The sequence below is a fragment of the Clostridium cadaveris genome, assembly GCF_020911725.1.
Taxonomy (GTDB): Bacteria; Bacillota; Clostridia; order Clostridiales; family Clostridiaceae; genus Clostridium_X; species Clostridium_X cadaveris.
Genome location: NZ_CP076620.1, coordinates 2,597,969 through 2,613,467, shown reverse-complemented (window position 1 = coordinate 2,613,467; position 15,499 = coordinate 2,597,969). Strand labels below are relative to the sequence as shown.

General features: G+C 31.0%; 13 protein-coding genes and 1 other annotated feature. Of the genes, 12 read left to right on the top strand and 1 reads right to left on the bottom strand.

The genetic code is table 11. The annotated features are described in order from the left end of the window. The first annotated feature begins 89 nt into the window (after nt 1-89). The 12 genes from KQH81_RS12470 to KQH81_RS12415 all read left to right on the top strand — a co-directional run bounded on the left by KQH81_RS12470 (nt 90) and on the right by KQH81_RS12415 (nt 13,713). Complete coding sequence (locus KQH81_RS12470; protein WP_230028354.1) at nt 90-806, top strand: hypothetical protein; 717 nt, start codon at nt 90-92, stop codon at nt 804-806. Nucleotides 807-1,173: 367 nt separating this feature from the next. Continuing rightward, nucleotides 1,174-2,769 carry a response regulator gene (locus KQH81_RS12465; RefSeq protein ID WP_230028353.1) on the top strand — a complete coding sequence of 532 codons (1,596 nt, stop codon included), beginning with the start codon at nt 1,174-1,176 and terminating at the stop codon, nt 2,767-2,769. Between the two features lie 10 nt (nt 2,770-2,779). After that, nucleotides 2,780-4,570: a sensor histidine kinase gene (locus KQH81_RS12460; RefSeq protein WP_230029287.1), complete on the top strand. Its 1,791-nt coding sequence runs from the start codon at nt 2,780-2,782 to the stop codon at nt 4,568-4,570. Between the two features lie 3 nt (nt 4,571-4,573). After that, nucleotides 4,574-5,554 carry a substrate-binding domain-containing protein gene (locus KQH81_RS12455; protein ID WP_230028352.1) on the top strand — a complete coding sequence of 327 codons (981 nt, stop codon included), beginning with the start codon at nt 4,574-4,576 and terminating at the stop codon, nt 5,552-5,554. Between the two features lie 19 nt (nt 5,555-5,573). Then, nucleotides 5,574-6,611, top strand: a complete 1,038-nt coding sequence (locus KQH81_RS12450) for a galactose ABC transporter substrate-binding protein (protein WP_027639184.1) — start codon at nt 5,574-5,576, stop codon at nt 6,609-6,611. A 150-nt stretch (nt 6,612-6,761) separates the two neighbouring features. Beyond that, a complete protein-coding gene (locus tag KQH81_RS12445; RefSeq protein ID WP_027639183.1) occupies nt 6,762-7,130 on the top strand; it encodes a GntR family transcriptional regulator in 369 nt (122 codons plus the stop codon). Beyond that, entirely contained in the window at nt 7,130-7,831 is a 702-nt protein-coding gene (locus tag KQH81_RS12440) for an ABC transporter ATP-binding protein (protein ID WP_027639182.1), read from the top strand. Before KQH81_RS12445 ends, KQH81_RS12440 begins: the two co-directional genes overlap by 1 nt. After that, nucleotides 7,825-8,628, top strand: a complete 804-nt coding sequence (locus tag KQH81_RS12435) for an ABC transporter permease (protein ID WP_230028351.1) — start codon at nt 7,825-7,827, stop codon at nt 8,626-8,628. Before KQH81_RS12440 ends, KQH81_RS12435 begins: the two co-directional genes overlap by 7 nt. A 133-nt stretch (nt 8,629-8,761) precedes the next feature. Then, entirely contained in the window at nt 8,762-9,523 is a 762-nt protein-coding gene (locus KQH81_RS12430) for a DeoR/GlpR family DNA-binding transcription regulator (RefSeq protein WP_027639180.1), read from the top strand. After that, complete coding sequence (gene pfkB / locus KQH81_RS12425) at nt 9,520-10,425, top strand: 1-phosphofructokinase (RefSeq protein WP_230028350.1); 906 nt, start codon at nt 9,520-9,522, stop codon at nt 10,423-10,425. Before KQH81_RS12430 ends, pfkB begins: the two co-directional genes overlap by 4 nt. Nucleotides 10,426-10,442: 17 nt before the next feature. After that, nucleotides 10,443-12,314 carry a PTS fructose transporter subunit IIABC gene (locus KQH81_RS12420; RefSeq protein ID WP_230028348.1) on the top strand — a complete coding sequence of 624 codons (1,872 nt, stop codon included), beginning with the start codon at nt 10,443-10,445 and terminating at the stop codon, nt 12,312-12,314. Nucleotides 12,315-12,501: 187 nt separating this feature from the next. Then, nucleotides 12,502-13,713 (top strand): dicarboxylate/amino acid:cation symporter, encoded by a 1,212-nt coding sequence (locus tag KQH81_RS12415; RefSeq protein ID WP_230028347.1) that lies wholly within the window; start codon nt 12,502-12,504, stop codon nt 13,711-13,713. A 69-nt stretch (nt 13,714-13,782) separates the two neighbouring features. Here the strand turns inward: KQH81_RS12415 and brnQ are convergent, their stop codons facing one another. Further along, nucleotides 13,783-15,120 carry a branched-chain amino acid transport system II carrier protein gene (gene brnQ, locus KQH81_RS12410; RefSeq protein ID WP_230028346.1) on the bottom strand — a complete coding sequence of 446 codons (1,338 nt, stop codon included), beginning with the start codon at nt 15,118-15,120 and terminating at the stop codon, nt 13,783-13,785. Nucleotides 15,121-15,239: 119 nt separating this feature from the next. Continuing rightward, nucleotides 15,240-15,484 (bottom strand) — a binding site (T-box leader). Between the last annotated feature and the right edge of the window lie 15 nt (nt 15,485-15,499).

Below are 15,499 nucleotides of genomic sequence, written 5' to 3'. Positions count from 1 at the left end.
GCAATGTACTGAGGTTCTAAAATATGTTATAATTAATCGATAATGATATTCATTGATATTAATTATAATTTAATGAAGGGAATGACTAAATGAAAATGAAGAAGTTCTTCGCCATTTTATTGGTTGTTACTATATCTCTATTTGTGGTAGCTTGTGGTGGAGAGAGTAAGAAAGAAAGTTCTGGGAATGATACTGAACAAGTAAGTTCTGAGAATATTAATGGAAAAGAAAGTTCTGGGATTGTTATTGAACAAGTAAGTTCTGAGAATATTAATAGAAAAGAAAATTCTGAGAATGTTAATAGAAAAGGAACTCCTGAAACTGATATTAAAAATGAGATTGTTATGGCGGGGGAAGGTAATACAGTAAATGGGGTTTGTCAATTTATTTTAGGTGAAATTTATGTTACATCAAGAATTGAGCCTTCAATTATTACTGGAAGCAGTTCATGCTATGATGTAAAAACTCAAGGTAATATTTATATAGATGTAACGTTAGCTATGACAAATTCTGGTTATAAAGCTAAATTGATAAATGACATAATTGATGCAAGGATAAAACTCAACAATAATGAGTATACCTGTTTTTCTTTGGTAGAAAGTGTTGATGGTTCTGATTTAGAAAAGAATGCTTTAATAAAACCAAAAGTAGTGAGAGATATTCATTACGTAGCTGAAGTTCCTATAGAAGAAGTCATTGGTGAAATAGAGGTTATTTTAACTGTTGATGGAAAAGATTTTAGTCGTACAATTAATTTAGAAGATATGATGTCTTGGAATGAGTATAAAGAGAAAATGGGATGGTAAAATTTTCGTATACCCCAATTTATTAAAGTTTTGAAATTAATAAGTGCGAACTGAAGATTATAAACATGAAAGTAAGAAAAAGAGAAAAAAAGTCTGGTATCATAAAAGGATAGAACAGGTGTTATAGAATTTTAAAAGGAATCGGTTTGTCAATATGACAGATAGCTGATTCCTTTTTGTGATTTTAGCATAGGTACAGACTAATTGATAAAACTTTTAAATCTATTAATATTAATAAAATAATAAATAAAGGGTGTTAAAGATGAAATTGTTAATAGTATGGATTAAAATATACATAAAAGTATAATAATGGTATAATTGTTTATAGATATGTTTAAAACGATTACTACATTTAGGAGGATAGCCCATGTATAAGATCATGATAGTGGATGACGAAGAAGAAGTAAGGCTTGGAATAATAAAAAAAATGGACTGGAAATCTTTTGACTTTGTAGTGGTAGGGGATGCAGAAAATGGACAAGAAGCTTTAGAAAAAGCAGAAAAGCTGGAACCAGATGTAATAATGACAGATATAAGAATGCCATTTATGGATGGGCTAGAATTGGGAAATAAGCTGGTAGAAATACTCCCATCAACAAAAATAATAGTATTCTCGGGTTATGATGATTTTGAATATGCAAAGCAAGCTATAAAGATAAATGTAATCGAATACTTATTGAAACCTATAAATTCAGCTCAGCTTGCAGAGGTTTTAAGAAATCTAAAAGTACGACTAGACAAAGAATATGATGAAAAAAGAAATATAGATATATTAAAACAGTACTACTTAGAAAGTCTGCCTATGATTAGAGAACAATTTTTCATAGGAGCTATAGAGGGACGTGTAAAATCAGATGACTGGAACATAGAGCTGAAAAAGCTGTGTGTAGAATTTCAAAGTAAACACCTTGCTGTAGGATTGATTAAATTGGATGATGAAGATAGAAGTGATGAGGATTTTATTAAGGAGAAATCTCTTATTCTAATATCGATTAAGAAAATCGTTGATGAAAACATGAATAAATTTTGTAGATTCGTAAGCCTTTTATATGTGGACAAAGTTGTGGTAATAGCAAATTTTGATAATAAGAGCGATATAAACAAAGTAATAAACGGATTAAATGAAGTATGCAAAATATTCCACAGAATAATGAATAGAAATATTGCAGCTGGAATTGGAGATATAGCACTAAATCCATCTAAACTTTACAGATCATATAGAACTGCAGAGGATGCTTTGGAATATAGTGTAGTTTTAGGAAGTGGACATGCCATATATATAAATGATGTGGAGCATACAACTTCAATCAATCTTCAGTTGGATGAAAATAAGGAAAGAGAACTACTAAATGCAGTTAAAGTGTCTTCAAAAGAAGAGATAAGAAATGTAATAGATGAACTATTTAAAGATATTGAAAGTATTGTACTTCCTTTTAATCAATATAGAATTTATTTTATGGAAATAATGACAGCTATGCTAAAGCTGGTTCAGATATATAATTTAGATTTAAATGATATTTTTGGTGAAGAATTCAATTTTTATAAATATCTAGAAAAGATTAATTCTATAGATAAGATAAAAGAGTGGTTTGTAGATAAAGCTATAGCTATAAACAATGGAATTAAAAAAAATAGAATGAGGTCTTCATCTCTTATTGTGGCAAATGCAAAAGAATATATAAGAAAACACTATATGGACCATGACATTTCAGTGGATAAGTTATGTGATAGCATACACGTAAGTCCTACATATTTTTCTACTATATTTAAAAAGGAAACGAACATGAATTTTGTTAATTTTCTTACTGAAATTAGGCTTGAGGAAGCTGTGAAACTTTTAAATACTACTGCAGATAAGACTTACATCATAGCAAATAAAATAGGTTATGAAGAAGCAAATTACTTTAGCTATGTATTTAAAAAGAAATTTGGAGTTTCTCCTTCTAAATATAGAAAGAATTGAGCTGAAAACAATGAGTAAAGTTATGGGGGTTATTATCAAAAAATATAAAAAAATAAGTATACAACAGATGATAGCAATTTCATTTACACTTATATCTGTAATAGGTATGTTTAGTGTTGGTATTACATTATACATAAGGTATATAACATCAAATAAGGAGACTGTAGCTCAAAACAATATAGCTATATTAGACCAAGTAAATATAAACCTAGACAGCTATGTAAGGAATATGAAAAAAATATCAAATTCAGTTTATTACAGCGTAATAAAGAGAGCTGATTTTGACAAAGACAGTATAGAAAATGAACTGAATTTATTATATGACACAAATAAAGATTCTATAGTAAGTATATGTGTATTTTTGGAGGACGGGGAACTGGTAGCGTCCTCACCTTTAGGACAGCTTAAGAAAACGGCAAATCCAGCAGGTAGTGAGTGGTTTAAAAAAGCTATAGAAGAAGGGGAAAATGTACACTTTTCAACACCTCATATAGAAAATCTGTTTTTTGATCCTAACTATGAATATCATTGGGTAGTATCTCTTAGCAGGCAGGTTGAACTCACTTACAACGGAAAAGTTAGAAGAGGGGTTCTTGTTGTAGACATGAATTTCAGAGCTATAGAACAGATTTTTAAAAATGTTACTCTTAGAAAATCTTCTTACACTTATCTTGTTCATAAAAATGGAGAGATTATATATCACCCAAGGCAGCAGCTTATATATAGCAATCTTATTGAAGAGAACAATTTAAAACATGCAAATCTAGAAGATGGAAATCATAATGAGGTGTTTCAAGGACAGCAGAGAGTAATAACGGTAAAAACTATGGGATACACAGGATGGAAGATTGTATGTGTAACTCCTATGAGAGATATAACATCTGATTATAATCAGATGAAAGTATTTGTCATAGTAATAATGACCTTTGCCATAATAATACTTATTTTAATAAATAAATTTGTAGCTATGCGTATAACAAATCCTATAACGGAACTAGAAAATTCGGTTAGAAAGCTTGAAAACGGTGCGAAAGACATTCAGATATCCATAAGTGGTTCCTACGAAATAACTCACCTAGGAAATGCAATTCAATCTATGGTTTACCAGCTTCATTCACTTATGGACAATATAGTAAAAGAGCAGGAAGGAAAAAGAAAAAGTGAGCTTAATGCACTTCAAGCACAGATAAATCCTCACTTTTTATATAATACATTAGATTCTATAATTTGGATGATTGAGAATGGGAATTATGAAGGTGCTATAAATATGGTTACAGCTCTTGCAAAATTATTTAGAATAAGTTTGAGCAAAGGGAAAAATATAATCACTGTAAAATCAGAAATAGAGCATGCAGAAAATTATTTAAAGATTCAAAGTATAAGATACAAAAATAAATTTGAATATAGATTTGAAGTACAGGATGAGGTACTTGACCTAATGAGCATAAAGCTAATTGTACAACCTCTTATAGAGAATGCTATATATCATGGTATGGAATTTATGGAAGGTGACGGAGAAATTGTGATTTTAGCATATATAAAAGATGGTGATTTATATATAGATGTTAAGGATAATGGTCTCGGAATGGAGCAGGAGGTAGCGGATGAGCTTTTACTTAAGGAGCTGAAATCTACAAAAAAAGGTTCTGGGACAGGGCTTAAAAATGTAAATGCTAGAATAAAACTTTATTGTGGAGATGATTACGGACTAAAAATTTATAGTGAACCGGATGAAGGCACGACTATAAGCATTCATATGCCATGTGTGAAATATGAAGAGATTCAAAATAAGGAGATTTAGTTTATGAAAAAAAAGAAGAAGGCCATAGTATATATATTATTGCTAGGGTTGATGTTCATGGTACTTATTTTGAAAGATAGCATTTTTTCTGATAATGAAAATAAAGTATATAACATTTCAATAATAACACGAGGGAAAATGAATGAAAGCAGAAGAATAATGAAAAGTGGTGCTGAACAAGCAGCATCAGAGGTTAATGCCAATATAAAATTCATATCATTATCTAAAGAAAATAATGTAGAAGAGCAGATAGAAAATATAAAAAAGGAAATTTCAAATGAATCAGATGCAATATTAATTGATCCGGCAAGTTACGAAGAATTAAGTGAGACTATTGAAAAAGTCAACAAGGATAAACCTGTAGTCCTTATTGATTCTGATATAAATATCAAGAATAAAATAAATAAAGTAAGCTGTGACAATTATGCACTAGGAGTAGATTTGGCTAGAGAAATTTTAAATCACCAAGTAAAAGATGAAAAGGTAGTGGTAGTGAAAAATGGACTTGATTGCAGCAGTATAAAAGAAAGATATGATGGATTTATTGACACAATGGATAAATCAAATAATACTCTTTTATATTGGAATATGAGTGATGAAGAAACTGAAAAATATTATAGTCAAGCAAAGAGATTCCTTCAATACAACAGCGTAGATTCTATAGTAGTTTTTGATAGTTACATTCTTCAAAACATAGGTGAAGCCAAACGTTCATTAAATGCAGAAGGTAGTGAAGCAGAGTGTAGTATAAAGCTTTACGGAGCAGGAAGTGATAGTAAAATAATTTCCTTATTAGAAAACAGGCAGATTACAGCTATTGCAACCGAAAATGAATTTAATATAGGATATTTGGGAGTGAAAAATGCTGTAGATAAAGTTTCTGACAGAAAAGTTGATGATAGTATTATAAGGTCTACTGTTATAAATAGCGACAACATGTACTCTAAGGAAAATCAAAGATTATTATTTTCTTTTGTAAAATAAACCAGGAGGAAATGTGTGGATGGGAAGATGGTATAACAAAATTCTTTTAGGAATATCTATTATATCTATGACAGGAGTTTTTACTTCATGTGAATTTAAAAATCAGAGTATAAAACCAACAAAAGATATGAAAATAGGAGTTACTTTCTATAAACAAGATGATATGTTTATATCAAATGTAGCTAAAAGTGTAGAGGAATACGCTAAGACTAAAAGTTTTGATGAGAACTGCGAAATAAATGTAAATGTATTATATGCTAATGGAAGTTCTCTTGAGCAAAGTAATCAAGTAGATAAATTTATAAAACAGGGGTATGATGCTATTTGCGTAAATATGGTAGATAGAACAGAAGCTGCTGTAATTGTTGAAAAATGCAGAAAAGCTGATATACCTCTAATATTCTTTAATAGAGAGCCTGTAGAAGAAGATATGTATCTTTGGAATAAATCTTATTATGTAGGCGGTTTAGCTAAGCAGTCAGGGGAGATTCAAGGAGAGATAATAGTTGATGCATATAAAAAAGATAAAAGTTATGTTGACAAGAATGGGGATGGGAAAGTTCAATATGTTATGCTAGAAGGTGAGCAAGAACATCAAGATACTCTTCTTAGAACAGAGTATTGTATAAAAACTGTAAATGAAAGTGGCATAGAACTTCAAAAGCTTGCAGATGAAACCGCAAACTGGCAGAGTTCACAAGGAAATTCTAAAATGGCAAAGTGGATAAATGAATATGGTACTGATATAGAAGTTGTATTTTGCAATAATGATGCAATGGCTCTTGGAGCTATAGCAGCCTTAAAGGATGCAAAAATAGAAAAAAATAAAAGGCCTTTAGTAGTTGGTATAGACGGAATTCCAGAGGCGATAAAAGAGATAGAAGAAGGAAACATGGAAGGAACAGTAATAAATAACTATGTAAAACAGGCACAAGCCATAATAGATTCAGCTTATGATATAATAACTAGAGGGTCAATTACTTCTATATATGGACTTAGAAGTGGCAAGTATATAGATATACCTCATGAAAAGTTTACTAAGGAAAATTTAAAGTAGATATATAACAGCAATGAATGATTAGAAATCCATTGCTGTTTTTATTTTATATTTTATGAAAATGATATTGACATAAAAATATTAAGGTAGTATTATTGTATTAAGGTATTAATACAACATTACAATAATACAAATTAAGGAGTTGAGATTATGTCATGGGAATTAAAAAATGACAGACCAATTTATACTCAACTGATGGATCAGATAACACTTAAGATAGTATCAGGTGAATATAAGTCAGGAGAAAAGCTTCCATCAGTTAGAGATTTGGCAGCTGAGGCAGCGGTAAATCCAAATACTATGCAGAAAGCTTTAACAGAGCTTGAGAGAATTAATTTAGTTTATAGTGTAAGAACAAGTGGTAGATTTATAACGGAGGATATTGATATGATAAAAGATATGCAGGAAAATCTAGCCAAGAATGAAATAAAGGAATTTTTAAAGAAGATGCAGAAGATAGGTTTTGAGAAAGACAGAACGTTAAAGGTATTAGAACAGGTAATGAAGGAGATGGAGTAATGAGTGACGTAATACTAGAATGTAAAGGTCTTACAAAAGATTATGGTAATAAAAAAGCTTTAGATGGGATAGATCTTACTATAAAAAAAGGAAGAATAGTCGGACTTCTTGGACCAAATGGAAGTGGAAAAAGTACCTTAATAAAACTTGCCAACGGACTTTTAACACCAACTAATGGAGAAATACTTATAAAGGGTATGAAGCCAGGAGTTGAAACTAAAAAGATAGTTTCATATCTTCCAGAGAGAACCTACTTAAATAACTGGATGAGAGTTTCCGATATAATAAAATTTTTCTCAGACTTTTATGAAGATTTTAACTCAGAAAAAGCTTATGATATGCTTGGAAAATTAAAGATTAATGCAAATGATAAATTAAAGACTATGTCAAAAGGTACAAAGGAAAAAGTTCAATTGATATTAGTTATGAGCAGAGAAGCGGATTTGTATTTTTTAGACGAGCCAATAGCAGGTGTTGACCCAGCAGCGAGAGATTATATATTAAACACTATTATAACTAACTACAATGAAAACTCTACTATAGTGATTTCAACTCACCTTATATCAGATATAGAAAAGGTTCTAGATGATGTTATATTTATATCATATGGAGAGATTTACCTTACTAAGAGCGTTGATGATATAAGAGAGGAAGAAGGCAAGAGTGTTGATGAACTGTTTAGGGAGGTATTTAGATGTTAGGAAAATTGATGAAATATGAATTTAAAGCTACAGGAAGATTATTAGTCCCATTATATGTAGCACTTATGATTTTTGCGATTATAAATAAATTGTTTATGGGAGATATGTCAGCTATAGATTCAAGTAGTACTTTTGGAACTTTTATTAAAGTTACCACTATGATAATATATGTTGTTATAATGGTATCTATATTTATAGTTACACTATTTGTAATAATTCAAAGATATCGAACAAATCTTTTAGGAGATGAAGGATATCTTATGAATACATTGCCAGTTAAGCCATGGCAGAATATAATGAGTAAGCTTTTAACAGCTTCAATATGGATGATATTAAGCGTAATTATGGCTATGCTTTCTATATTGATTTTAGCTTATCAAAAAGATATGTTCTCTGTATCTTGGGATTTTATATCTGAATTTTTTAAAGAAGCTTACAGATATTCAGGAAGCAATGTTATATTCTTTAGTATAGAAATAATATTAATGATGATATCTGGACTAGTTTCTTCAATACTAATAATATACGCTTCATTATCTATAGGAAATTTATTTGCTAAAGCGAAGATATTAGCTTCATTTGGAGCATTTATAGGTTTAACTACAGTATCAGAAATAATAACAACCTTTGCTTTTAATCCAATAATAAATAGTTGTGAAAACCTAAGAATAGAGGGTATTACAACTACACATTTCCACTTTATATTCCTTTTCGCAATAGTATCAGTAACTATATATTCAGTGGCATATTTTATTATAAGTCATTATATATTAACTAGAAAACTTAATTTAGAATAAAATAAAAATCCATGGTTATTTTAAGACCATGGATTTTTATTTTATAAGAATGAATGAAAATGATTGTTTTTGAATTATTATGCTTGATTTTGGATTTAAAATGGAGTATTATGAAATTGAGGAAGTGGTGTAAATGTTAACAGAAGAAAGACATGAATTGATTTTGAATGAATTGAAAAAACACTCAGTGGTTCATGTGAGCACTTTAGTGGAAATGCTGGACACGTCAGAATCAACTATAAGAAGAGATCTTAACTTTCTTCATAATCAAGGAAAGCTTAATAAAGTTCATGGTGGAGCAACTTCTATTAAAAAAAATATCCATACGAAAGATGATGAAATAGAGGTTAGAAAAAATCTTCATACTGAGGAAAAAATATCAATAGCAAGAAAGGCAGCAAGTCTAATAAAAGCTAATGATTTTGTTTATATTGATGCAGGAACAACCACGGAACTTATGGTGGATTTTATTGAAGAGAAAAATGCAGTATATGTTACTAATGGAATAAACCATGCAAGCAGATTAGTTTCAAGAGGCTTTACCGTATATATTTTGGCAGGAGAAGTAAAAATATTAACACAAGCTATTATAGGAATTGAAGCTGTGAACTGTCTTAAAAAATATAATTTTACCAAAGGATTCTTTGGTACTAATGGAGTGTGCTTAGAAAATGGATTCACTACTCCAGAAATAAAGGAAGCTCTTGTAAAGGAAACAGCATTAAAGAAAGCAAGAGAGGCTTACATATTAGCTGATGATTCAAAATTTAATGAAGTTAGTTGTGTAACTTTTGCAGATATAAAAGATGCAGCAATAATCACATCAAATGTAGATAATAAATATAAAGAACTAGTAAAAGCAGATACAAAAATATTAGAGGTGGTAATAAGATGATTTACACAATAACATTTAATCCAGCTTTAGATTACATTGTAGAGGTTAAAGACTTTAAAGATGGAGCTGTTAATAGAAGCTGCTATGAGGAAATTTATGCTGGAGGTAAGGGTATAAATGTTTCTATAGTTTTAAATAATTTAGGAGTTAAAAATAAAACTCTTGGATTTATTGCTGGATTTACTGGTGATGAAATAGAGAGAAGAGTAAGAGAACTAGGCTGTGATACAGATTTTATAAAGTTAACAGAGGGTATATCTAGGATTAATGTTAAACTGAAATCAAATAAAGAATCTGAGATAAACGGGCAGGGTCCTAGAATAAGTGATGAAGATTTAGAAAATATGTTTCAAAAGATTAAAACACTTAAAGAAGGCGATATCTTAGTTCTAGCAGGAAGTATTCCATCTACGATACCAAAGGATATTTATGAGAGAATAATGGCAATGGTAGAGGAAAAGAACGTTAAAACAATAGTAGATGCAACAGGCAAGCTTCTTTTAAATGTTTTAAAGTATAAGCCGTTTTTAATAAAGCCAAATCATCACGAACTTGGAGAATTATTTGGTATAGAACTTAAATCTCATGATGAAATTATAGATTACGCTAAAAAGCTGCAAGATATGGGAGCAAGAAATGTTCTCATTTCTATGGCTGGAGATGGAGCTATAATGGTAACTGAAGATGGTACGGTGTTAAAGAGCGATGTTCCAAAAGGTAAACTAGTAAATTCAGTTGGGGCAGGAGACTCAATGGTTGGAGGATTTCTAGCTGGATATTTGGAAAATAATGATTTTGAAAAAGCTTTTAAAGCGGGAATTGCAACAGGAAGTGCTAGTGCATTTTCAAAGGGGTTAGCAACAAAAGAAAAAGTAAATGAACTATTAAATGAAATAATATAATAAAGGAGCAGCAAAATATGAAGATAAGAGACTTATTAAATGCTAATTCAATAGCCATAAATCCTGAAATTAAAAGAAAAGATGAAGCTATAAATAAATTAGTGGATCTTATGGATAATTCAGGCAATCTTAATAATAAAGAAGAATATAAGAAGGCAGTACTTCAGAGAGAAGAATTAAGTACTACAGGAATTGGGGATGGAATTGCAATACCTCATGCCAAAACTTCAGCAGTTAAAAAATCAGGTCTAAGTGCCATGATTTTAAAAGATGGAATAGATTACGATTCATTGGATGGAGAACCAGCAAATCTTTTCTTTATGATTGCTGCAACAGATGGAGCAGATAATACTCACCTTGATGTTTTAGCAAGATTATCAACAATGCTTATGGACGTTGATTTTAAAAATATGTTAGTTAATGCTTCTTCAACAGAGGAATTTTTAAGACTAATAGATGAAAAAGAAAATGAAAAATTAAATAAAGAGGAAGTTAAGTCTAAAGAAGGTTATCAAGTATTAGCTGTAACAGCCTGCCCTACAGGAATAGCTCATACGTTTATGGCAGCTGAAAGTCTTGAGAATAAGGCAAAAGAGATGGGTGTAACAATAAAAGTTGAGACTAATGGCTCTGGTGGAGCAAAGAATGTGCTTACTAAAGAAGAAATTGAAAATGCGCAATGTATAATAGTAGCAGCCGATAAAAATGTAGAGATGGCAAGATTTGATGGTAAAAAGGTAATACAAACAAGAGTTGCTAATGGAATCCATAAGGCAGAAGAGCTTATTGAAAGATCAGTCAATGGTGATGCACCAGTTTATCATCATGCAGATGGATCACATCATGCTGAAGAGTCAGAAGAAAATGAAAGTATAGGAAGACAAATATATAAATATCTTATGAATGGAGTTTCTCATATGCTTCCATTCGTTATAGGTGGAGGAATACTTATAGCTCTAGCATTTTTATTTGATGATTACAGCATAGATCCAAGCAAATTTGGAAGTAATACTCCATTTGCAGCATTTTTAAAGACTGTTGGAGACCAAGCATTTGGATTCATGTTGCCAGTACTTGCTGGATATATCGCTATGAGTATTGCCGATAGGCCTGCACTTGCAGTCGGATTTGTTGGCGGAGCTTTAGCCAATTTTGGAGGTTCAGGATTTTTAGGAGCTTTACTTGCTGGTTTTATAGCTGGATATTTAGTTTTAGGATTAAAGAAGATTTTTGGATATTTACCAGACAGCTTGGAAGGATTAAAGCCTGTTTTACTTTATCCTTTCCTTGGAATTCTTGCTATAGGTGCCATAATAGTATTTATTGTTAACCCACCAGTTGCAGCAGCTAATACTGGAATTACAAACTTCCTAAATGGAATGGGAGAAAGCAGTAAAATACTGCTTGGAGCAGTCTTAGGAGGAATGATGGCAGTAGACATGGGAGGCCCAATAAATAAAGCAGCTTATGTATTTGGAACAGCATCACTAGCTAGCGGACAATATGAATTTATGGCAGCTGTTATGATAGGCGGTATGGTACCTCCTTTAGCAATTGCATTATGTACAACATTCTTTAAGAGTAAATTTACAGAAAATGAAAGAAAATCAGGAATAACTAATTATATAATGGGATTATCTTTTATAACAGAGGGAGCTATACCATTTGCGGCAGCAGATCCACTTAGAGTTATACCAGCATGTGTACTTGGTTCAGCAGTAGCTGGAGCTATGTCAATGTTCTTTGGATGTGCATTAAGAGCACCTCATGGTGGATTATTTGTAATTCCTGTTATAAGCAATCCTTTGGGATATATAATAGCTTTAGCAGCAGGATCAGTTATAGGAATGATCACACTAGCAGTTCTAAAAGGAAAAACTAGAAAATAAAAATATACTAATTGAATATATTTGATTTATGAGAGGATACATTTGAAATACAGATGTATCCTCTCATTTTTATATCTTAGAATAAATGAAAAATAAAAATTTGACAAATTTCATAAAAGACAGTATAGTGTATTTATTACAAATACAAATGTACTCTATAAAAATACACGAAATGAGGAATTTTTTTATGAAGAAAGTATCATTAATAGCTCGGATATTTATTTGCCTGATAATAGGTGTATTTCTAGGAATAATATGTAAAAACTTAGATATAGTATTTCCTATAAGAATATTAGCTACCTTAAGCGGACTTTTCGGTAATTTTTTATCTTTTATCATTCCTCTTATAATTATAGGATTTATAGTTCCAGGAATAGCTTCATTAGGTGGAAAATCAGGGAAGGGATTATTGATTACAACAATAATAGCCTACATATCTACAATAATAGCAGGCTTTTTAGCATGGGCATCTGGACAAACATTGTTGCCTAAGTTGATAAAAGAAAACATTTTATTAAGCAATGGTGGACAGGCTATAGAACCATATTTTTCAGTAGATATGCCTCCTATTATAGGAGTTATGTCAGCGTTAGTACTTGCATTTCTTCTTGGTATTGGATTATCAAAAATTAAAAATAGCACTCTTTTAAAATCTATGGAGGATTTTAGTTCAGTAGTTTTAATGGTAGTTACAAAGGTATTAATACCATTAGTGCCAATTTATATAGGATGTGTATTTGCAAAACTAAGTTTTAGCGGAGAGATCTTTAATACATTAAAGTCATTTGGGATTGTGTATTTAATATTATTTTCATTACAAATAATTTATCTTTTAATTCAGTATAGTATTGCAGGAATAATAAAGAAAAAGAATCCAATAGCACTTATAAAAAATATGATGCCTGCATATCTAACAGCAGTAGGAACACAATCATCGGCAGCTACAATACCTGTAACATTAGCATGCACAAAAGATAATGATGTTCAAGATAAGGTGGCAGATTTTGTTATACCATTATGTGCAACAATACACCTATCAGGAGATACGATAACATTAGTACTGACATCTATGGCTGTCATGTATATGAACGGTAATATACCTACATTTTCAATGATGATGCCATTTATATTTATGTTAGGAATAACTATGATTGCTGCACCAGGAGTACCTGGCGGCGGGGTAATGTCAGCTCTTGGTCTATTAGAATCAATGTTTGGATTTGGTGGAATTGAGAAACCTATAATGATAGCATTGCATGCTGCTCAAGATAGTTTTGGAACGGCAACAAATATAACTGGGGATGGGGCTATTGCAATAATTATAGAGTATATTATAAATAGGAAATCAAATTCTAAAACTGAAGAAACAGAATATGATGATATAACTGAAGCTGTATAAAATGAATTCTTTAAAAAAGCTGTGATTGATATTTTTACATAACAATCACAGCTTTTTTAGCAAAATATATTAACTTACCTTTTCTTCTAATAAAGTCTCTGCTTTTGAATTTTTATCTTTAATAGATCCTATAACGAAACCTAATACAGCACCTAAGACGGAAGGGATAACCCATACAAGACCTTCACTTGCCAAAGGAATTGCTTGAAGAAAAGAGAACTTTAATCCGAATCCTTCTAATCCTGACAATACACTAAATACTGAAGTAAACAGCATACAAAATTGATATACTTGTTTATATCCTTTAAATAGGTTATGAGCAAATGGTAAAAGTATAAGAACTATTGCCATTGGATATATGACGTTAAGTATAGGAAGTGAGAATTCTAATATTTTATTTAAGCCAACATTAGCAAATAGCATACTGGATAGACATAATACACTTATACATGTTTTGTAGCTAACTTTAGGAAGTATAGTTGTAAAGTATTTGCTGCAAGAGGTTATAAGTCCAACAGAGGTACTTAAGCATGCTAATGAAAATATAACGCCAAGTAGTACAATTCCCTTTGAACCAAATAGATATAAAACAATGTTTGTAAGACTTTGAGCACCATTTTCAACAGGACCTAGTGATCCTTGAGCTGAAGCTCCGAGATAAGATAAAACTATGTATATTATAGTTAATACTAAACCTGCAATTACTCCTGCCTTTATAGTATTACTTATAAGACCTTTTTCACTATTTACTCCTTTTTCTTTTAAAGCAAAAGCTATAACTATACCAAAATTAAGAGCTGCAATAGCATCCATTGTCATATATCCATCCAAGAAACCTTTTAACACTGGGCTATTTGAGTAAGAGGCTGTTGGAGCAGAAAATGAACCTATAGGTTTTAATATATTTCCAACCAAGATTAAAGTTATAAGTATTAAGATACAAGGAGTAAGAACTTTACCTAATCGGTCAACAAGTTTTGATGGTTTAAGACTCAACCAAAAAGCTAATGCAAAATAGCATAATGTGTATACTAAAAGCGGCATAGCACTTGAATGAAGAGATGCAGGTAAAAATGGTTTGATGCCCATTTCAAAAGCAAGGCTTCCGGCACGCGGGATTCCTAAAAAAGGACCTATAGATAAATATATTAATATTGTAAATACTAGTGCGAAAGTTTTATTGACACGTCCTGCTACAGACTGAAGTCCATTAGCTTTAGCTACGGTTGCTACAGCTAAGATTGGAAGACCTACTGCAGAAATCAAAAAGCCACCTAAAGAAAATACTAAATTTGTACCAGAAAGCTGGCCAAGCAGTGGTGGAAATATAAGGTTTCCTGCACCAAAAAACATTGAGAATAACATTAAGCTTATTAATAATAAATCTTTCTTTGATAATTTTTCCATTTGAATTCCTCCTAGTTATCATATAAATATTAATTGGACCACAAATACCTATGTCACTTTCCAAAACACCACCACCTCTCTGTGTAAAATTTAGCAAATAAAAAAACTCGTCCTTATCACAAAAGGACGAGTTATACTCGCGTTACCACCTTAATTCCGTTAAAATAGATGCATTTTAACGACACTCATCAACGTACTATCATACGTGTTCCTTATAATGTAGGACAACCATCAAGTCTTACTGATTTTCAGACTTGCTTCTCGGAGATGATTTTCAGATACACATTGCACATTGGTTCTCAGCATACCCCAATTCTCTGTAGAACAAAAATTATACCTTACTTTTTCTCGTCTTAGAATTTAATTATTGCTTTGTATA